Source organism: Methanoculleus chikugoensis (genome assembly GCF_900095385.1).
GTDB classification, from domain to species: Archaea; Halobacteriota; Methanomicrobia; order Methanomicrobiales; family Methanoculleaceae; genus Methanoculleus; species Methanoculleus chikugoensis_A.
Genome location: NZ_FMID01000025.1, coordinates 14,196 through 34,491 on the forward strand (window position 1 = coordinate 14,196; position 20,296 = coordinate 34,491).

At 63.0% G+C, this 20,296-nt stretch carries 19 protein-coding genes; 11 read left to right on the plus strand and 8 right to left on the minus strand.

The window, feature by feature from the left end; all coding sequences use genetic code 11:
* Positions 1-22: 22 nt before the first annotated feature.
* From L21_RS05315 to L21_RS05330, 4 genes are all read left to right on the plus strand, one after another.
* Positions 23-832 carry an ABC transporter ATP-binding protein gene (locus tag L21_RS05315; protein WP_074369458.1) on the plus strand — a complete coding sequence of 270 codons (810 nt, stop codon included), beginning with the start codon at positions 23-25 and terminating at the stop codon, positions 830-832.
* 78 nt (positions 833-910) lie between these two features.
* Positions 911-1,456, plus strand: coding sequence for a hypothetical protein (locus L21_RS05320; protein ID WP_074369459.1), 546 nt, complete (start codon positions 911-913; stop codon positions 1,454-1,456).
* 96 nt (positions 1,457-1,552) lie between these two features.
* Entirely contained in the window at positions 1,553-1,972 is a 420-nt protein-coding gene (locus L21_RS05325; RefSeq protein WP_074369460.1) for a pyridoxamine 5'-phosphate oxidase family protein, read from the plus strand.
* A 51-nt stretch (positions 1,973-2,023) separates the two neighbouring features.
* Positions 2,024-2,779 (plus strand): glucose 1-dehydrogenase, encoded by a 756-nt coding sequence (locus L21_RS05330; RefSeq protein WP_074369461.1) that lies wholly within the window; start codon positions 2,024-2,026, stop codon positions 2,777-2,779.
* 48 nt (positions 2,780-2,827) lie between these two features.
* Here L21_RS05330 and pfkA read toward each other — a convergent pair whose 3' ends face one another.
* The 3 genes from pfkA to L21_RS05345 form a co-directional block, all read right to left on the minus strand.
* A complete protein-coding gene (gene pfkA, locus L21_RS05335; RefSeq protein ID WP_074369462.1) occupies positions 2,828-3,799 on the minus strand; it encodes a 6-phosphofructokinase in 972 nt (323 codons plus the stop codon).
* Entirely contained in the window at positions 3,796-5,007 is a 1,212-nt protein-coding gene (locus tag L21_RS05340) for a phosphoglycerate kinase (protein ID WP_074369463.1), read from the minus strand. The genes pfkA and L21_RS05340 overlap by 4 nt, the downstream gene beginning before the upstream one ends.
* Before the next feature lie 316 nt (positions 5,008-5,323).
* Positions 5,324-5,692, minus strand: a complete 369-nt coding sequence (locus L21_RS05345) for a PRC-barrel domain-containing protein (protein ID WP_074369464.1) — start codon at positions 5,690-5,692, stop codon at positions 5,324-5,326.
* 501 nt (positions 5,693-6,193) lie between these two features.
* Here L21_RS05345 and L21_RS05350 point away from each other — a divergent pair.
* Both L21_RS05350 and L21_RS05355 read left to right on the plus strand, forming a co-directional pair.
* Positions 6,194-7,303, plus strand: coding sequence for a TIGR04013 family B12-binding domain/radical SAM domain-containing protein (locus L21_RS05350; protein WP_074369465.1), 1,110 nt, complete (start codon positions 6,194-6,196; stop codon positions 7,301-7,303).
* Between the two features lie 3 nt (positions 7,304-7,306).
* Positions 7,307-7,948 (plus strand): metallophosphoesterase family protein, encoded by a 642-nt coding sequence (locus L21_RS05355; protein WP_074369466.1) that lies wholly within the window; start codon positions 7,307-7,309, stop codon positions 7,946-7,948.
* Here the strand turns inward: L21_RS05355 and cyaB are convergent.
* Positions 7,935-8,465, minus strand: coding sequence for a class IV adenylate cyclase (cyaB, locus tag L21_RS05360; RefSeq protein ID WP_074369467.1), 531 nt, complete (start codon positions 8,463-8,465; stop codon positions 7,935-7,937). The genes L21_RS05355 and cyaB overlap by 14 nt on opposite strands.
* Before the next feature lie 44 nt (positions 8,466-8,509).
* Positions 8,510-10,015, minus strand: coding sequence for an AAA family ATPase (locus L21_RS05365; RefSeq protein WP_074369468.1), 1,506 nt, complete (start codon positions 10,013-10,015; stop codon positions 8,510-8,512).
* Between the two features lie 139 nt (positions 10,016-10,154).
* Here L21_RS05365 and L21_RS05370 point away from each other — a divergent pair, with 139 nt between their 5' ends.
* The 5 genes from L21_RS05370 to L21_RS05390 all read left to right on the plus strand — a co-directional run bounded on the left by L21_RS05370 (position 10,155) and on the right by L21_RS05390 (position 17,577).
* A complete protein-coding gene (locus L21_RS05370; protein WP_074369469.1) occupies positions 10,155-10,895 on the plus strand; it encodes a peptidylprolyl isomerase in 741 nt (246 codons plus the stop codon).
* A gap of 999 nt (positions 10,896-11,894) precedes the next feature.
* A complete protein-coding gene (rqcH, locus tag L21_RS05375) occupies positions 11,895-13,793 on the plus strand; it encodes a ribosome rescue protein RqcH (protein ID WP_074369470.1) in 1,899 nt (632 codons plus the stop codon).
* Positions 13,790-14,815 carry an mRNA surveillance protein pelota gene (locus L21_RS05380; RefSeq protein WP_074369471.1) on the plus strand — a complete coding sequence of 342 codons (1,026 nt, stop codon included), beginning with the start codon at positions 13,790-13,792 and terminating at the stop codon, positions 14,813-14,815. The genes rqcH and L21_RS05380 overlap by 4 nt, the downstream gene beginning before the upstream one ends.
* Before the next feature lie 623 nt (positions 14,816-15,438).
* Entirely contained in the window at positions 15,439-15,801 is a 363-nt protein-coding gene (locus tag L21_RS05385) for an EMC6-like membrane protein (protein WP_067075705.1), read from the plus strand.
* Positions 15,802-15,807: 6 nt separating this feature from the next.
* A complete protein-coding gene (locus L21_RS05390; RefSeq protein ID WP_074369472.1) occupies positions 15,808-17,577 on the plus strand; it encodes a ribosome biogenesis/translation initiation ATPase RLI in 1,770 nt (589 codons plus the stop codon).
* Between the two features lie 437 nt (positions 17,578-18,014).
* On the opposite strand, the gene L21_RS05395 is transcribed toward L21_RS05390, so the two are convergent.
* The 3 genes from L21_RS05395 to L21_RS05405 are packed head-to-tail and all read right to left on the minus strand — an operon-like array spanning position 18,015 to position 20,286.
* On the minus strand, positions 18,015-19,178 hold the full coding sequence (locus L21_RS05395; RefSeq protein WP_256712421.1) for a ligand-binding sensor domain-containing protein: 1,164 nt from the start codon (positions 19,176-19,178) through the stop codon (positions 18,015-18,017).
* Positions 19,163-19,654, minus strand: a complete 492-nt coding sequence (locus L21_RS05400; protein ID WP_074369473.1) for a chemotaxis protein CheD — start codon at positions 19,652-19,654, stop codon at positions 19,163-19,165. The genes L21_RS05395 and L21_RS05400 overlap by 16 nt, the downstream gene beginning before the upstream one ends.
* A gap of 17 nt (positions 19,655-19,671) precedes the next feature.
* On the minus strand, positions 19,672-20,286 hold the full coding sequence (locus L21_RS05405; RefSeq protein ID WP_074369474.1) for a chemotaxis protein CheC: 615 nt from the start codon (positions 20,284-20,286) through the stop codon (positions 19,672-19,674).
* Positions 20,287-20,296: the final 10 nt, after the last annotated feature.

Genomic DNA, 20,296 nt, shown 5'->3' on the forward strand with positions numbered 1-20,296 from the left:
CCCACCCGACGGAGCAACCGGCATGACCGATAACACTCACTCCTCTCCCCCGCCGCTCATCGAGTTCCGAAACGTCAGCGTCGTCCGGGACGGCCACAGACTCCTCGACCGGGTATCGCTCACGATCCGGGAGGGAGAGCATATCGCCATCCTCGGCCCGAACGGTGCCGGGAAGTCGTCGCTCATCCGGGCGATCACCCGCGAGTACTACCCCTCCTCGCCGGGCCCGGACGTCACGTTCCGGTTCCGGGGGCGGGAGACCTGGGACGCCTTCGACCTCCGGTCGCATATCGGGCTTGTCTCCGGCGACCTCCAGCACACCTTCACCCGCGGCATATCGGGCCGCGAGGTCGTGCTCTCGGGGTTCTTCTCAAGCATAGGGCTCTTCCTATCCCATGAGGTTACGGACGCGATGGAGCGAAAGGCCGACGAGGTCCTCGAGTTCCTCGAGGTCGCCCACCTCGCCGACCGCCAGATGACCGAGATCTCCTCGGGCGAGGCCCGCAGGCTCCTGATCGGGCGGGCGCTCGTCCATGACCCCGGCACCCTCGTCCTCGACGAACCCACGAACAGCCTCGACCTCGCCGCGCTCCACACCTTCAGAAAGACCCTCCGGAAGATTGCACAATCGGGCACCGGCATCATTCTGGTGACCCACAACCTCCACGACATCATCCCCGAGATCTCCCGGGTCGTGCTTATGCGGGACGGCGCCGTCCGGATGGACGGCCCGAAGGCGGAAATCCTGACCGATGAGGCCGTCGGGGACCTCTTCCGCGTCCCGGTCCGCGTCCGGGAGGAGGACGGCTACTACTACGCGACGGGCTATTGAACGCCTTCAACGCTGCTTTTTCCGATCGACATAACGCTTAAGGCCGGTGACGATCTCTCCCGGCTGCTTGTCCCTGCGATGGGCCAGCACGATCCGCTCGACGGGTTCGTCACCTACAACGAGTTCCGGGCGGCGGCCGGGGGGACCCATCTCTCGGTCGAGATCGCCGGGATCTGCCGTGGCGGCTCCCTTGTCACGGACGATCCGCTCGGTATCGGCGGTCTTCTGTTTGATGCTGAAAGGGTGGCGCAACTCGCGGACAGGGAAGGGTTTGCATACGAAGATCTGCTGGCGTCAGTCCTCGATGCAGCCCTCTCCGGCCTCGCTGCCTTTGCCCGGGGCGGGATGCTCCATTATCCCGCGGACCACCGCCTCGCCTTCCGGGAGCTCGGGCTCTCGATCGGGCTTCACGGGGTCGGTATCCTCACGGAACGGCTCCGGGAGAACCCGGCTCTCTTCCGGTGGGCGGACGCTCTCATGTGGTATGTGCCGCTCGTCGATGAGATCGAGCGCTTCTGGCTGGACTCAAAGAACCGGGAAGCCGGTACCTGGATGCAAAACCGGGAGATCAACGTGGTGATGCTCGCGACCAGCCTCGCCCCCGGGGAGTTTCTGGCAGTCTGAGGCCACGGTTCCTGCAACCCTCCTTCCCCGGGACACCGTCACCCATACCATTTTAAGGAGAGGCGATAAGGCTGGGTTTAATTGGAGGAAAAAATCATGACATCAAAACTGATTGACTACTTTAACAAACAGCCGAGGATCGGCGTCCTGAGCACCGCAAACAAAGAGGGGAAGGTCGATGCGGCAATCTTCGGCTCGCCGATGATGACCGACGAGAAGACCGTCGTCATGGGGCTCGGGGAGAACCGCACGTTTGAATACCTGCAGGAGAACCCGAACGCCGTCTATACTATCGTGGAGAGCGGCGAGACGATCGTGGACTGGAAGGGGCTCCGGGTCTACCTGAGGATGAAAGAGTACGCGACCTCCGGAGAGATGCTGGAGGGCTATAAAAGGCAGATTGCCGAGATCGTGGGCGAGGATGCGGCGGCGATGGTCCACGCCACGGTGACGTTCGAGGTCACTGAAATCCGCCCCCTCGTCGATATGGGCCAGGGCTGGGAGCAGTCCACCTGAGTCCTCTGCCGGGAGGGCTGTGTCTTCCCGCGTAACCTCAAGGTGATTCTCATGAGACTGAAAGATAAGGTTGCCATCGTCACCGGGGCAAGCTCCGGGATGGGAGCCGCAATCGCCGAACGTTTTGCCAAGGAAGGCGCCTCCGTCGTCGTGATTGCACGGCGCAAAGAGAGGCTGCAGAGCCTTGTCGACCGGATTGCCGCCGACGGCGGCCGGGCTCTCGCCGTTGCCGGAGACGTGACCCGTGATGAGGATGTCGAGAACGCGGTGAAGACGGCCGTCCGCGAGTTCGGCAAACTCGACATCGTCGTCAACAACGCGGGGTTGCTGGACCGATTCGTTCCGGTTGCCGAGCTCGATAACGACCTCTGGAACGCGGTTCTCGACGTCAACCTGACGGGGCCGATGCGGATGTTCCGGGCCGCTATCCCGGAGATGGAGAAGACCGGCGGGGGCTCGTTCGTCACCATCGCGTCTGTCGGCGGGCTCCATGGGTGCCGGGCAGGGACCGCATACACGGCGTCGAAACACGGCGTGATCGGCCTCGCGAAGAGTGTTGCCTACATGTATGCCGCAAAAGGCATCCGGTCGAACGTCATCGCACCGGGCGGCGTCAAGACCGAGATCGGCGCAGGCCAACCAGCGAATGAGGGAGGTGCGGCCATATGCATGACAGGCATGAACACTAACCCGCGAATGGGTGAGGCCGAGGAGATTGCATCCGTAGCCCTCTTCCTGGCCTCGGATGAGGCCAGCTTCGTGAACGGTGCGACGGTAGTCGCCGACGCCGGGTGGACCGCTTACTAGGCGATCCTTCTGCCGCCCCCTCCCTTCCCGGGGCGGCCGGCCTCCCGCCTACTCCGAGAGGAACGGAAATATCCGCTGCAAATCCCTATCAAGCGGTTTCTTCTTCTGCCAGGTCTCCTCGAGCGGGGTGTAGGTGAGGTTCCCGCCGACCTCCCCCACCATGCACTCGCTCCGTCCATCCATCAGCGTCTCGACGGCGGAGAAACCGAGGAGGCTCCCGAGCACCCGGTCGCGCAGCGTCGGCGGCCCGCCCCGCTGGAGGTGCCCGAGGACGACGACCCTTGAATCGAAGTTGAGGCGCTCGCTGACCTCCCGGGCGATCTCAAATGAGATGCCGGGTCTCTTCCCCTCCGCCACCACCACGATCGCGCTCTTTTTGCCGATGGTGAACCCTTTTTTGATGCGCTCGCTGATCCGGTCGATCGAGACCTCTTCTTCCGGGATGACCAGTTCCTCGGCGCCGCCGGCGATCCCGCTCTCGAGAGCCAGGAACCCGGCCGTCCGCCCCATCACCTCGATGAAGAAGAGGCGCTCGTGGGACCGGGCCGTGTCGCGGATCCGGTCGATCGCCTCGACCGCACAGTTCGCCGCCGTATCGAACCCGATACAGTAGTCGGTCCCGTAAACGTCGTTGTCGATGCTCGCCGGCACCCCCACGAGCGCCGCCGTATCCGCGTCGGCGGCAAGCAGGCTTGCCCCGTGAAACGTCCCCTCGCCCCCGATCAGGACAATCCCGTCAAGTTCCATCCGGTCGACGGCGGCCGCCGCTTTGAGCCGCCCTTCGCGGGTGTAAAAGTCCTTGTTCCGCGAGGTCTCGAGGATGGTGCCGCCCAGGTGGATGGTGTTACGGATCGCCGAGCGATCAAGCGTCATCGCGTCGCCGGCGATGAGCCCGGTATACCCCCGGCGTATCCCGACGACGGCGAGGTCGTTTGCGAGCGCGGTCCGCACCGCCGCCCGGATACAGGCGTTCATTCCGGGAGCGTCGCCCCCGCTCGTCAGGATACCGATGCGCTTCATGGTCTCTCTGCATCGTCGAGCGCTTCAACGCCCGGGAGCGGCTTTCCTGCGAGCATGGCGAGAGCGGCCCCGCCGCCCGTCGAGACGTGGGTCATCTCGTCGGCAAGCCCGAACCGCTGCACCGCATCCGTGGTCGAACCCCCGCCGATGACCGTGGTGCCGCGGAGGTTGGCGAGGGCCGCAGCAACCCGGCGGGTTCCTTCCGCAAACTCCGGGATCTCGAAGACCCCCATCGGGCCGTTCCAGACGACGGTTCGCACGCTCCCGAGTTCCCGGGAGAACTCGTCGGCTGCCTCCGGCCCGATATCGGCGATGATCCGGCCGTCCGGGATCTCCGTCGCGGGCACAACCCGGGTCGGGGTGCCCGCTTCCAGCCTCTCCGCGACGACGACATCGCGGGGAAGGATGAGGCGGACGCCGCGTCTTTCTGCATTCTCCCCGACTCTTCTGACGTCGTCCAGACGGTCGATCTCGACGTGCGACGCACCGGTCGGGTAGCCCCGGCTCGCAAGGAACGTCGCCGCCATGCCTCCCCCGATGAGAAGGAGGTCTACCCGGGAGATGACGTTGTCGAGAACCTCCAGTTTGTCGCTCACCTTGGCGCCGCCGATCACGGCGGCAAACGGCCTCTCAGGGTTCTCCAGGATGCGTGCAAACGCGTCGACCTCCCTCTCCAGCAGGAGCCCGGCCACCGCCGGCAGGTGCTGTGGGACCCCCACGACCGATGCGTGGGCCCGGTGCGAGGCACCGAATGCATCGTTGACGTAGATCTCGGCAAGATCGGCGAGCCTCTCTGCAAAGAAGGAATCATCCGCCCGCTCCTCCGCGTGGAACCGGAGGTTCTCGAGGAGGACGATATCCCCGTCGCTCATCGCCGCGACCGCGCTCTCCACCTCCGGCCCGATGCAGTCCCGGAGCGCGGCGACCGGCCGGTCGAGCAGTTCGGAGAGCCGGTTTGCCACGAGGGCGAGGCGTAACCGCTCAACGATCTCACCTTTCGGCCGGTCAAGGTGGGAGCAGAGGATCACCCGCGCTCCCTGCTCGCAAAGGTAGCGTATCGTCGGCAGGCTGGCCCGAATACGGGTATCGTCGGCGATTGTCCCTTCCTCATCGAGCGGCACGTTGAAGTCGGCACGGACGAGCATCCTTTTGCCCCGCACGTCGATCTCCCGGACTGTCTTCTTCCGTCTTGGTATCACGTTCTGCATACCGGCATACCCCCGGAGCAGCGGAGAACGGCAGGTTTCCGTGACTGGTGTGCGGGCGGCTGCACCCCCAGATCCGGCTGTCTCCTGCCTTTTAACGTTCCCCGCCGGATTACGGTCCCGCAGTGCATGCGTGCCCTCGCATATATAGTGTTCGTAGCGCCACCCATGGCGCGGATCCGGGGGTACACTGCCCCGGAGATCGCGCGGCAAAGGCGGCGAGGCCGTCGTCCCGGGTTGCAGCCCTCTCAAAATTGTCGCCGGCCCCGGTTCTCTGCAAGGGCCGGCATTGATCGGATTCCGGTTCTCTCGAGCAAGCTCACCGCTCCATGCGGCGTTCCCAGTAGGGCGTGTAGCCGTAGTGGCTGTACATCCCGGTGAGCCACCCGCGTTCGGCGCTCGTCGGCCAGTTGTCCTTGTCGAAGCCCGGCGCGTTCTCCAGCCGCTCTCTGGGCATGTCAAGGACGAAGGTGTCGTCGGTCGCGTTGTACTGCAGGGCCTCCCAGGGGACGGCGAAGAGTTTGTCGCCGAGCCCCAGGATCCCCCCGAACGAGAGGGCGGCATAGGCGATGCAGCCTTCGCTCGTATCGATCACGACGTCCTTGATCGTCCCGAGATCCTCACCCTGCGGGTTCCTGACCGAATAATCCGCAATATCCTTTCCCCGTATAATATTCCGTGTCTGCATCTCTGTGGCAGTTCCTCTCATCTGCATCACGTCTCCACGATCGTGGAACGTCCTGTCCCACGGTAAGAGGGTGAATACAGGCCGGGGTTATTTAATCCTTATTGAAATATATTGGCGATTGGATATGTTGTGCCACAGGAGCGTTCTCCCGGGCGGGCGCCCGGAAGACAGGATTGCCCGGAGCACGATCGAATGTGTCGCTCCTCCTCTCTCCTCCACGCTCCGCCCGCTCCTTTCTCGTAGACCTGCTTCACCGCCGACCGGGCGATCGCGCGAGTCTTGTGGGTTTCGCCGCTCCGAAAGGTCGGCGTACTGCTCCCGGGCGCTGTTGACGCTTCACCGTAGATGTCCCGGCCGTGCCCGGGAAGCGGCTCTCTCACCAGCAGCGGCAGGTCGTCACCTTAATCGCGTGTCCAGAGAGATTGGTAGGATACATGCCGTGCAGACAGAACCGCCGGGAACCCCGGTGAGCGCAGGCTGCACGGCCGGAACACCGCAGATATGAAGGTCTACTGGCGACAGATCCCCCAGGCGAGCAACACCTTCGCCGCGCTTACCGCAGCGTGCGAGGTGCACGGATACGTCCTCGAGGCGGCGGACGGGCCGCGCCCCGACGTCACCATCTATAGCCTGAACTCCATCAACGAGCGCCTGTACCGCGACGAGATCGCGGAGGCCGACTGCATAACGATCGTCGGCGGCCCCCACGCCTCTGCCTGCTACCGCGAGGTGGCGGAGTACGCCGACTACGTCGTCGTCGGGGAGGGAGAGTACACCCTCCCGGCGCTTCTCTCCGCCATTGAGGAAGGAAGAGATCCTCCTCCCGGGGTCGCCACCGCCGCGGGCTACACGCCCGCCAGCCACACCGTCCTCCTCGACGCTTACCCGCCCTTCTCGCAGATCAAGGGTTTCGTCGAGATCACCCGGGGGTGCCCGTTCTCCTGCGGCTACTGCCAGACACCGCGCCTCTTCGGGCGGTGCATGCGCCACCGCTCCATCGAAGAGATCGTCCGTTACGCCTCGCGCTACCGGGATATCCGGTTCGTCACCCCGAACGCGTTCGCCTACGGCTCCGACGGCGTCCACCTCCGTCTCGACAGGGTCGAACGTCTCCTCCGGAGCCTCGACGGCCGGGTCTACTTCGGCACCTTCCCCGGCGAGGTGCGCCCGGAGTGCATCTCGCGGCAGTCCGTCGAGCTCGTCGTCGACCACTGCGCCAACACCCGCCTGCACTTCGGGGCGCAGTCCGGGAGCGATGCGGTTCTGCGTCGCCTGCATCGTGGGCATACCGTCGAGGACGTCGTCCGTGCCTTTGACCTCTGCCGGGAGCACGGTCTCGTCCCGGTCGTCGACTTCATCCTCGGGCTGCCGTTCGAGAGCGACGATGACCAGCGCGCGACCCTCGAACTCGTGGAGATGGTTGCCCGGGGCGGGAAGGCGCACATCCACTACTTCATGCCGCTTCCTGGGACTCCCCTTCAGTATGCCCGCCCCCGTCCGCTCCTTCCTGAGGCGGAGAAGGTTCTCGGGAAACTCGCGCTCGACGGCAGAATAACCGGCTCGTGGATGGATCATGAGATAAGGTTTTTTAGACGCACTTCTCATCTATAGAGCATGACGGATGTGCTACTCCTAGCAGATCTGCACGGTAACTACGGAAAGCTTGACGCTTTTCTCAGCTACGACTACGATGCAGTCATCATTGCAGGCGATATCACCAATTTCGGTCCACTTGAGCCTGTAGATTCGGTACTCTCCAACTTTGAGGTGCCGTGTTTCGCAATCCCCGGCAACTGCGATCCCCGCGAGATCATCGATGTGCTCGAACGCTCGGATGCGGTCTGCCTGCACAATTCGTGGATCGCGCTCGGCAAGATCACGCTCGCGGGTCTTGGCGGTTCGAACAAGACCCCGTTCGACACGCCGTTCGAGCTGACGGAGGAAGAGATCGACAAAGACCTCACCCGGATCACCAATCACATGGATAAAAACATCCACAACGTCTTGCTCTGCCACGCCCCGCCATACGAGGCGCTGGACACCGTCGAGGATAACCACGTCGGCAGCCAGAGCATCCGCAAGCACATGGCCCGGTTCGATCTGGTCTGCTGTGCTCACATTCACGAGGCACGGGGCGTCACCGAGGTCGACGGCGTCAAGGTCGTCAACCCCGGCCCCGCTTCAGAAGGCTACGGTGCTATCATCCGTTTCGGAAAGGAGCCCAAAGATATCCATATCGACCTTATTGCTGTTTAGATAACAGCATCTCCAGATACGAGGTGTAGATCGGTGGACCGTCTACACCCAATTCTTTTGCAATAGCCCCGATCCGGTCGGCGGCATCCTCTTTGTTCTCGTCTGTCAGGATCTCGATCTCGGCGAACGTCCCGAGCCCCTCGACGTCGTCGAGCGTGACCGTCACGTCCCCCATCTCGTAGAACTCCCGCACCTTCAAGACCATGGCGGCACGCCGGAACCCGAGACGGGAGAGGATTCCTTCGAGGGTCTCTCCGTCGGCGACCGCGAGGTTGAACTCCTCGCGGGCCTTTGCGCTCCCGACCCGGATCTTCGGGCCTTTGTAGGTCACGGTGACTCCGGTATCGTCGTACCTGACCCGTAACGCCTCGTCGGTCTCCCCGAAATCGCGGTGGGGAGCGTTGTAGTAGACGTCGCGTTCCTGTTGCCTTCTCCCCATCCGCACCCCTTTCCGGTCGAGCCCGGCCCTGACGCTCTCCAGGTCATTGACCGCAAATTTTGCTTCTACTTCGAGCATGCTCACTCTGCGTCAGATTGTCTCTCGGGAACGACGATAAACCCTCACCGCCCGGCCGTGAGCGGGCCGGAGGCCCTCTGCCGGATGAGATCCCTCTGCCGCTCTGCGGCGGCGAGGAGCGCATCGTCTTCGAGATGCTCCGCGGAGACGATCGCCCGCTCCGTGAGCAGCAGGGCGGTATCGTGGTCATCGCGATGATGGAACCGGAGCCCGATCTCCAGGTTCAGGTCGGCGGCTTTCCCGTACTCGTGCGCGTTAAAGAGGTGACCGGCAAGCGAGAGGAGGACGTACAGCCTGTCGGGGAGGCGATGTATGGAGCGCTCGAAGCAGTCTGCAGCGCGGGCGTTGAGCACAACCGTCGTTTCATCAGAGAGGCCGTGCCTGCAGTGCTCCTGCAGGATGGGGTGCGCGAAGGCATACTCGCCGTCCGGGAGCCTGCGGAAGATGCTGCTCTCCAGCAGCCGGTCGGTCGCCGGCGCCACGCCCGCCTCCTGAAGATCGAGCATGCAGGCCATGACCGGCACGGGGAACGGGGGGTTTAAGACGCAGAGGTCCTCCGTCCATGCCTTCATGGGTTCGGGGAGCGCGGCGAAGACAAGCCCCGCCGGATCGTCTGCCCCGGCGATGACGTCCGCGACGTTCTCCCGGGACGGTGCGAGCCCCCGGTTGCGCAGGGCGTTGAAGCAGGCCATAAGGCCGAATGGGTCGCCCGCTCTCTCTTCGAGGAGGCCGGCGGCCGCATTGTCGATGGAGACGTGGAACCGCCTCTCCGCGAGTTCCCGGATCTCGGGCCGTTGCATCCCGGATAGCTGCACTTCAAAGATACCGAGCTCCCGGATCTCCTCCTGCATCGTCGCGTACCCGGAACCGGCGCCATCCTCCGTCCGGCAGGTGAAGGCGAGGAGGATGCCGGGCGGAAGGTCGCGCACGACATCCCGGAGGAGGCGCCGGTCGTGGCTCGAGGCGAGGTGGACGTCGTCGAGGAGAACCGCCGCAACGTGGCCCGTCATGCTCACCTGTCTCCCGAGTTCCTTGAGTAGTTCCTCGAAGGCCTGGTATACACGGTCGTATCCGACCTCGGGCGACCGGGCGAAGACGCCGATGATCTCCTCGCCGGCCTTCGGGAGCAGGCCGACCGGCTCCACCGGGGCGGCGTATTTCTCGAAGACGTCGTCGGCATACCGGAGAGCCTCGCTCATGCTCTCGGCATCAAGGAGGCTCCCGAACCTTGCGGATGCCGAGGATCGCTTAAGATCGTTCAACAACTCCCGGAACGCAGCAAAGATCATCCCCGGGAGGTCGAAGACCTCCGCCCTGAGGATGGGGGACTGCCGCCCGCCGGGGCGTTCCTGCACCTCGTATGCGAGCCGGTTCAGGAGCGAACTCTTTCCGATGCCCGGCGAGCCGGAGATCATCACCGTCTGCCCGTGCTCTCCCGCTCGCAAGAGGATGGCCGAGAGTTGCTCAAGTTCCTCCCGTCTGCCGCAGAACTCTTCCGGAGGCGAGGGAGCGTACGAGACCCCGCCGACCTGCTGCTGTATCTCGTCCATGATCCTGCCGGGTGTTCCGGTAGACAGTATAAATACCATTCCATCCAAATAAAATGGAACAACAAGACGCAGGCATGCGGCGGACCGGTGCGGAAGGTGTTCCGGGCCCGCAACGCATCCGCTATCCAAGGTGAATGGAATGGCACTTCAGGAAGGAGATTTTATCAGGCTCAGGTACACCGGCCGCGTCGGTGAGAATATTTTCGATACCACGGATGAGGAGAATGCAAAGGAAGAAGGGATCTACAACCCGCAGGCGGAGTACGGTCCTGTCACCGTCCGCCTGGGGAGCCACCACATCATCATCGGCCTTGAGGACGAGCTGACGGGGAAAGAGGTCGGCGCCGAGGGCGAGGTCGACGTCCCGCCCGAGAAGGGGTTCGGGGCGCACGAGGATGAAGCCGTGAAGTCGGTCCCGGTCACGCAGTTCCGCGAGAAGCCGCAAAGGGGGATGCGGATCGAGGTCGAGGGCCGCGAGGGCGTCGTCGTCGACGTCATCGGAAGGCGTGCGGTCGTCGACTTCAACCACCCGCTTGCCGGCAAGACCCTGAACTACTCCTACGCGATCCTCGAGAAAGTCGAGGAGCCGGTGGAGCAGATCAAGGGTCTCATCAAGCTCTTCTCGGGCAGAACCGACATCGGGATCAGCATCGCCGACGGCACGGTCGAACTGGAACTCCCCCCCGCGATCACCTACGACCGGCGCTGGATGGTCTGGCGCGGCACCCTCGTCCGCGAGATCTTCGAGAACTACTCCGATATCAACGACGTCGTCATGAAGGAGACGATCTCCCGCCCGAAGAAGCCGGAGGCGGCACCTGAGATCGTTGAGGCGGAAGAGCCCGCCGAGACTGAAGAGACGAAAGAGGCAGAGGAGTAATTCTCCTCTGTTTTTACGATTTTTTTCTTTGACTTTGTTGAATCCCTCCATTAAAGGTCGAATCGCCTCCAGAGTTATCCGTACATCATCGACTCAAAGGAGTGCGGCGGTTCGTGAGTGCGATTGCCGTCCCGGCAGGAGTTTGAGCACCTGGAAGCGAGGGCAAAACCCCGTGCAGTGGACCTTGGGGGTATCGCGTCTGGAGGAGTGCGACTGGCCGAAGGGCAAGAGCACGAGATGAACGAAGTTCTTTGAGAGGGCAGGGGAGGGGGATGCTCCCCCCTCCCCGCCGGCCCCACCCCCGCGTGGCGATATCCACCTGAAATCCGAAGACGGTGATATATGACCGAAGAGAGCAGCGTAATTCAATTAAGATTCTCAAAAAACTTCGAGAAACAATCTCCTCAACGCTCACCTCCTTTAGATTCCCATCCCCCGGCTCCTGCTCCCCGCCCCATCTGTCGCACCTCCGGGCCATCGCATCCTATAAACAGTCGTTTCTGACAAACCGCCGCTTCCTAGAGGATTGTCACCCTCCGATGCTTTGGTTTGTGCCCTCCTGTCAGTCCCAACTCATACACGGCTTTTCATGGGGTATCGCACCTTCGGTGCTCGAGCTCCGTTCCTGCCGGAACGTCGCTTATCGCCACGCACTGCCCCCGCCCCGAGGTGTGGGGTGCGACGGGCCGTAGAGCCGGAGCATGAGCACCGTCAGGTGCGAATGAGGAGCGCGAAGTGCGGGAGGGGGGGGTTACAGGTGTCCGTGTGTAAGGTAGAGACAAGGGAGGGGGGCTGCTCCCCTTCGAAGAACTTTGTTCTTCTCGTGCTTCGTTCCTGCGGAATGTCGCACCTTGCACCTTGCGGTGTACAAGCTCCGGTTCTACGAACCGTTGCACTCCCTGCTATCCTCGCTCCCCCGCCCGTTCCCCACCACTTCAAGAACCTGTGCCGCCCGCCCGTACCCTTCTTTAGGTACCGGGCCGAATGTATTCTGAATCAATGGCGACACTACAGGGAATGAGCGGGGTCGATCTTCGGGCGCTGGTAGCGGAGGCCGCCGATCGCCTCCCGCTCTGGGTCGGCAAGATCTACCAGTTCGACGCGAAGACCCTCGGCATCAGGCTGAACGGTGAAGACCGGGCGAAATACCTGTTCCTCGTCGAGACGGGACGGCGCGCCCACTTCACCGCGGAGTTTCCTGTGCCTCCAAAGAACCCGCCGAGTTTTGCGATGCTGCTCCGGAAGCACCTCGAGGGCGGGAAGGTGCTCGGTATCCGCCAGCTCGGGCTCGAGCGCACGGTAAGCCTCGATATCGGGAAGCGGGATACGACCTATCACCTCATCTTCGAACTCTTCGACGAGGGGAACGCCGTCCTCTGCGATGAAGCGTATACGATCGTGAAGCCCCTCTGGCACCACCGGTTCAAGACCCGGGAGGTGGTCCCGGGTGCGGTCTACGCTTTCGAGGGATCCGACTGCATGTCGCAATCGCCGGAGGCGTTCCGGGCGATGCTTGCAGAGTCCGACCGCGACATCGTCCGGACGCTCGCCGTCGGGTGCATGCTCGGCGGCGCGTATGCCGAAGAGGTCTGCCGGATGGCGGGCGTCGAGAAGAGCGCCGCCGCCGCGGAAGTGGACGCGGAAGCCGTCCGGGAAGCGTTCGAACGGCTTATGGCCGATGTAGGGGGACGCCGTGAGCCGGTGATAACGGCGTCCGGGTGCTGGCCGGTGGTGCTTGCCGGGGAGGAGGTTCGCGAGCGGTTCTCGACCTTTAGCGAGGCGCTGGATGCCTTCTACCCGAAGACGGCGGGCGGGAAGCAGGAGACCGCGGCCGAGAAGCCCCGCCTCTCCCAGGCAGAGGTGATCCGCCGCCGGCAGGCTGAGGCGATCAAGGGCTTCGAGAAGAAGATCGAGCGCTATGGGCGGATCGTGGAAGTGATCTACGAGAACTACACGGCCGTTACCGGGATCATAGCGACGCTCGATGAGGCGAGCAAAAACCGGTCGTGGCAGGAGATCGAGCAGATCCTGAAAGCGAACGGCGATAACCCTGCGGTAAAGATGGTCAGGGGCGTCCATCCCGCCGATGCAGCGGTGGACCTCGATCTCTCGGGAGAGCGGGTGAAGATCCACGTCCACGAGACGATCGAGCAGAACCTCGGCCGTTACTACGACCAGATCAAGAAGTTCAAGAAGAAGAAGGCGGGCGCGCTCGTGGCGATGGAGCGGACTGTTCCCGAGAAGCCCCGGACGAAACGGAACCTTGCCCTCCAGAAAAAGCGGTGGTATCACCGCTTCCGCTGGTTCACCACCAGCGACGGCACTCTCGTCATCGGCGGCCGGGACGCCTCCCAGAACGAAGAACTCGTCAAGAAGTACATGGAAGGCGGGGACCTCTTCGTCCACGCCGACGTCCACGGCGGGAGCGTCGTCATCGTGAAGGGTGCGACCGAGCACCTCGACGAGGCCGTGCGGTTCGCCGCATCCTACTCCAACGCCTGGAAGGCGGGGCACTTCACGGCGGACGTCTATGCCGCCCGGCCCGACCAGGTGAGCAAGACGGCCGAGTCCGGCGAGTACGTGGCCCGGGGAGCCTTCATCGTCCGCGGTGAGCGGCAGTACTTCAGAAACATGCCGCTCGGGGTGGCGATCGGCCTTCAGATGGCGCCTGAGGTCGCCGTCATCGGCGGCCCGCCGGGTGCCGTCACCGGGCGTACGAAAGTGTGGGTGGAACTCCGCCCCGGACAGTTCGAACCGAACGACACCGCAAAGAAGGTAGTCCGGGCACTCAGGGAGAAACTCTCGGAAGACGAGTGGAAAGGGCTCAAGAACGCCCTGAACACCGAAGCGGTCGCCGCGTTCGTCCCGCCGGGAGGCTCCGATATCGTGGAACCATGAAGGCCGAAGTCCGGGAGATAAAGAAGCAGTTCGGCGAGATACGCCTCTTTCCGGAGACACTCGACGACCTCTGGCACCTCTCCCACCTGGTCGGGCCGGGGGATCTCGTCTTTGCGACGACCTTCCGGAGCGTGGAGGCTGCGACCGACAAACTCCGGCCGGAGAAGGTCGAGAAACGGCCGGTGCGGCTCGGAATCCGGGTCGAGAAGGTGGAGTTCCACCAGCACACGAACCGACTCCGGATCGCCGGCGTCATCGAGAGCGGGGTGGACGTCTCCGCGCACCACACCCTGAACGTCGAGGCCGGGTTCGAGATCTCGGTCGTCAAACGCTGGCGGTCTGTGGACTGCGAGCGGATCCGGCGTGCCGTCGATGCCTCCGCATACGGCGTGGTTCACGTAGTGAGCGTCGAGGAAGGGGAGGCGCAGGTCTACCGGCTGCGCCAGTTCGGCCCGGAGTGGGTGACGACCGTCACGATCGGGAGCAGCAAGGGTGCCGAGACCGGCACCCGGTCGGTACTCTTCGAGAAGACGCTTGAGACGGTCGCCGCGGTCACCGGTCCTCTCGTCGTCGCGGGCCCGGGGTTCGTGAAGGACGAGTTCGCGGAGTACGTGAAGGCCCGCGCTCCCGACCTCGCCGGGCGGATGGTCGCCGTCGAGACCCGGCGCATCGGGCGGGGCGCCGTGCAGGAGGTGATCGGGCAGGGGATCCTTGACCGGCTGCTCGGCGACCTCCACCTTGCCCGGGAGGTCGGGCTGATGGACGAGGTCCTGCTCCGGATCGCGACCGAGGGCGCCGTCGCCTACGGCCTCGACGAAGTCCGGAAAGCGGTCGCCTACGGTGCGGCGGAGACGGTGCTGGTCGCCGACACCCTGCTCCGCGACGATGAGGCTACGGGCGTCATCGAGCAGGCCGAGCGCGTCAACGCCGCGGTCGTGGTGCTGAGCACCGAGTTCGAGCCCGGGGAGCGCCTTGATGCCATCGGCGGTGCCGCGGCGATCCTGCGGTATAAGATCGAGTGATACCTGAAGGATTTTCATTCCGGGAATTTGAGCACATTTAGTGCGATTTACGTGGCAGAACGATCTCAATCAAGGACAAAGCCCTGTGCACTGGACCGTGGGGACATCGCCATTGGGGGGGAGGCGGCTCGCGGGGAGGGGGGATGCTCCCCCTTCCCCTGTTTCTACCGCATAATGGGTGCCTGTAACCCCCACCCCACCCGGCCTTCGGCCTCCTCCCCCGCCCAAGGGCGGGGGCAGTCATGGCGATATTCCCTCGAAATCCGTATCCGGGGATGCGCAACAGCAGGGGCATAGAAGCTCTTCGATCTTCGAAAAAATAGCGGATAAAGCGCGATATTTGAGCGTAACCGACTCCGAGCCTCCAACCGCCAGAGCGTCCCTTCTGCACGCCCCTGCCCTTCCTGATGCGTGCCCCACGTGAAGAACAATCACAAACCACTCCGCTCCGCTGCTCCTCCTGCCCCGACGGGTAGGAGGTACCTATCATTTATAACCGGAGAACGCCCTATAATGTAGTAATTCCGTCAATCCCGGGAAGTGGCCAGAAGTCGGTTTGCTCCCGTCGGGCCGCCGCCCCGAAGGGACTTCCCTTTCAGGAATGGCGCAACACTGGTGTCACGATGAGTGAGAATGCGGTAGCAGCAGAGTCTGAAAAGACACGGCCACGGACACGCGCCGAGAAACAGGCTGAGCACAGAAATCGGATAACACGGACGCTTGTAGCCTGCTTCATGGGTATCCTGGCCGGGGGACTCTCGTTCTACCTCTCCGGCACGCCCGACCCGGCGAGCGGCCTTCAGGAAAACGCCATCATCGGCATCCTTCTTCTCATGGCGGGCGTCGTCTTCCAGAAACACATCTTCATGCTCATCCGGATCGACCACATGGCACTGACCGGAAAGGACTGGTTCTACCAGAGTTTCATGACGTTCGCGCTCTGGTTCATGACCTGGACGATCCTCCTGACTACCACCGTCCTGTGATCACCCATGCGTATTGCTATTGTACACCGTGATCGGTGTCACCCCGTCAAGTGCGGCACCGAGTGCATCCTCTACTGCCCCCGTGTCCGAACCGGCGACGAGACCGTCGTCATCGGCGAAGACCAGAAGGCCGTCATATCCGAAGAACTCTGTGTCGGGTGCGGTATCTGCGTCAAGAAGTGCCCCTTTCAGGCGCTCGACATCGTCAACCTCCCCGAACAGCTCGACCAGCCGACCCACCGCTACGGCCAGAACGGCTTCGTCCTCTACGGCCTCCCGATCCCCGTCGAGGGGAAGGTCACGGGCATCCTCGGCCCGAACGGCATCGGGAAGAGCACGTCGGTGAAGATCCTCTCCGGCACGCTCGTCCCGAACCTGGGGAGGACCGCTGCCGGGATCTCCTGGAACGAGGTCCTCGACCTCTACCAGGGAACCGAGCTCTTCGACTACCTCCAGCTGCTCTCGCAGAAGAATGTGAAGGTCGCGGTAAAACCGCAGTATATCGACCAGATCCCGAAGGTCTTCTCCGGTTCGGTACGCGACCTTCTTGGGACGACGGACGAGCGCGGCAAACTCGACTACTACATCGACCGGCTGACGCTTACGGCGGTCATCGACCGGCCGATCACGACCCTCTCCGGCGGCGAACTCCAGCGGGTGGCGCTCGCCGCATGCCTTGCGCGTGACGCCGACTTCTACTTCTTCGACGAGATCACGCCCTATCTCGACGTCTACCAGCGGATGGCCGCCGCGAACCTGATCCGGGAACTCGCCCAGGAGCGGCCGGTCGTGATCGTCGAGCACGACCTTGCCATCCTCGACATGCTTGCCGATACCGTGCATATCGCCTACGGAGAACCGGCGGTCTTCGGCGTCATCACCTACCCCAAAGGCGTCCGGGTGGGGATCAACCAGTACCTGGAGGGATTCCTCCCGGAGGAGAACGTCAGGTTCAGGACGTATGCGGTGACGTTCGATACCCGGGCGCATGCTTCCGATGTGAACCGGGAGGTGCTGCTCGAGTTCCCGGCGATGACGAAAGCGTTCGAGCAGTTCTCCCTCACTGTCGACGGCGGGGAGATCCGGAGCGGCGAGGTGCTCGGTGTCCTCGGTGCGAACGGTATCGGGAAGAGTACGTTCGCCCAGCTCCTTGCCGGGGTGCTCGAACCCGATACCGGGGCGATGGATACCCGGGTGCGGATCTCCTACAAGCCCCAGTATCTCAAAGGCGATACGGAAGCGACCGTCGAGGAGGTCCTCCGGCAGACGACGACGAAGTTCGACACGTCGTACTACCAGCACGAGATCCTGGAGCCGCTCTCCCTTGCGCAGCTCCTCCAGGCGCCCATAAACACGCTCTCGGGCGGCGAACTCCAGCGCGTGGCGATAGCGATCTGCCTCTCGCGCGACGCCGACCTCTACATCCTGGACGAACCGAGCGCCCACCTCGACGTGGAGCAGCGGGTGAAGATCTCGAGGATGATCAGGAAGCATGCCGAGGGGCGGAACGCGAGCACGCTCGTGATTGACCACGATATCTACGTCATCGACATGATCAGCGACCGTATCCTGGTCTTCGAGGGCAAGCCGGGCATCAACGGCAAAGCCGCCGGGCCGTTCGATATGGCGCCGGGCATGAACCGGTTCCTCGAGGCGCTCGGGATCACCTTCCGGCGGGACAAGAGCGGGAGGCCGCGGATCAACAAACCGGGATCGTTCCTGGACCGGGAGCAGATCGCCGCCGGGGAGTATTATTATACTGAGATCTCGAAGTAGAGAAAGGACGGCCGGTTAATTTCTTTGGTTTCAGAGACTTTGAGGCTGATTTGATACTCCGGCGGTCGCTGCATGCTTTTTTTTGACGAGATTGATGGAACGTAAAGACGCGGGAAATCTCAATACAGTGGACCGTGGGAGTATCGCCACGGGGGGAACGACTGCCGGAACGAGGAGTTCGAGAAACCCGAAGGGTTTCGCTGTGGGGACAGGGGAGGGGGGCAAGCCCCCCTCCCCGTCAGCCCCTCCCCTCAATGGCGATAGCAGGTGGGAATCCGTGTCTGAGGATGTGCAGCTGGCTAAAAAATGGAGCAATGAGAGACCAGAGGTCTCAAAATTGTGATCGACGGAGCCTGAGCACCGCAGAGGTGTGAATTGTACCCGGTGGCATCAACAAGCGGCTCTCCTTCGCTCAGCTCAAACCCTGTGATCCCTGGTCACCCACGGCTCACCGCGCCGAACAACCCCTCAAAGAAAGCCCGGACCCCATCAAACAGCCCGGCACTCTCTTCAGGCGTCGCCGCCGGTGCCGTGGTCTGAGGCAGGGGCGTCTCGGTCGCCACTGGCGTCGGCACCGGGACTGCGGAGAGATCGAGGGTGGCGTGGCCCGCCGTCGGCGGGATGTAGCCCACGTTTCCGGGAACGACGAACCAGCACCGGCCGTAGGCGTCGACGAAGAGTTGCTTGACGCCGTTTGCACGGATACCGTCTTTGGATGTGATATGCAGGGCGACGCCCGACGAGTTCCACCCGTATATCCCGCTATCGGATGCGATGTAGAGCATTCCTTCAGCCGTCGTTGCAACGTCGTTGATGACGATTGGGAACGCGCTCAGGTCCCCGGCGTTGAGGACCGGTGTAACCCCCGTATCTTGGGCGTAATGGAGAACCGTCGTGCGGTTGAAGAGGTACACCCCCCCGAACGGATCGACCCGCACCTCGGAGACCCGGCGAAGTGTGTCGCTACCGTAGTTGACCTGCTCGAAGCGGGCGTCTCCCGTCCGATCCCTGAGCACCCGGATGCCGTCGCCCTCCGACCCGATGACGAGTGCATCGCTCGCGGCATCGACCGCCATGCTCACGATCGTATAGCATCCCAGATTCTCCGGCCCGGCAGGCTTGTACCATGTCCACTCGCCATCCTGGTAGCGGTGGAGGCCCGCCCGCCCGGTGGCGACCCACATCTCGTCCCCCCACCGTGCGATGCAGTTGACATTGAGGTTCTTGAGGAGATCCAGGTCCTGGACGGCGTGGTATCCCGTTCCGTCGCCGATCTGCAGCCCGTTTGAATACCCTATCCAGAGGTGGCCTTCCGCATCGAGCGCGACCGCAGTGGCCATAGTCTCGAGCGGCGCGAGCGAGCCGTAAGGCGTCTCCCCGGGGTTCCTTGCATTGACCGAATACCAGGTGCCGTTCTCCGTGTACACGGAGATGCCGCCGTCGGTCGCAAAGATGACGTCCCCGTACCGGCCGTTGATCGCGTCCTTTACCCCGGCGGACGCGATACCCGAATGATAGTCGGGCACCTCGACGTACAGGGCTGATGCAAAAGGGATGAAGAGGGATGCCGCGACTAAAATGAGTATCAGAGCGCGATACATGTCCCGTCCGCCCTCTTGATGATGAGACGGCCCTCTCCTTCCGGCCAGTAATATACGGACCGCCCGACCTTTCCGCCGATCTCCTCGTGCTCGATCCGGATGCCCTGCTCCTGGAGCAGTTCCTTTACTGCGGCGGCATTCCGCTCGCCGATATTCAGGGAATTGGCCGAGAACTCAAACATACTTGCACCGCCGACCACGATTGCGGTGAGCGAGGACTTTGTGCTCCCGGCTTTCCCCATCTCTTCAAGGAGAGCACACATGGCAGTATCTGCGAACTTCCCGGGACGATCGGTATCCCCCCGGCTCTCGGGGAGCATGATATGGGCGAGCCCCGCAAGGGACCTCCGCTGGTCGTGCAGGATGAGCGCGATGCAGGAACCGAGCCCAATCGTCCCCATCGGGCACTTCCCGACTCGGAGCTCGCCCAGGCCCAGGATTACTGCCGTCTCCTCACCGAAAAAGTTGTTCTCCATGGTATCCCGGAGACTGGTTATGAGAGCGGTTCCATCATCCGTTCCAGCATCAGGAACAGCTGCTGCGTAAGTTCGGCGTTCGGAAGCATGTAGATGCTTCCGTAGACGGGCGGCGCCTCGCTCGTGAGCTCGGTGTTGAAGATCAGGACGTCGTTCACGTCGCCTGCCACCTGTGCGACGATGGACTCGAAGGCGGCATGTGCCATATCGATGGCCAGCGCCGGGGGAGACGGCAGCATGACGATGCCCAGCAGTTCGGCCGTCGCATCGAGAAACGCCGATATCATGATGTTCCCGATCTCGATCGCGGCGCTCTGGTCCATCTCGTTGATATCGCGATCGGCATCGGTGGTTCCGAGCATCTGGTTGGTCAGCTGGATGACGGTCTCCCGGGGCATGCTGACGACGACGTATCCACCGTCCGCGACCTCCCCCTGAATCTGGAAGACGACCATGGCGGTTATCTCGTTGTTGATATAATTATGCAGATTGGCGATATCGACGGCCTGCACCTCCGGCACCGTCATCTCGATCGGGCTCATCAGCATCTGCGATAGCGACGTTGCCGCGTGTGCGGCACCGATATTCCCAAACTCTGCCAGCGCGTCCTTCTGAAACGGATCCAGTTCCATGAACTATCTC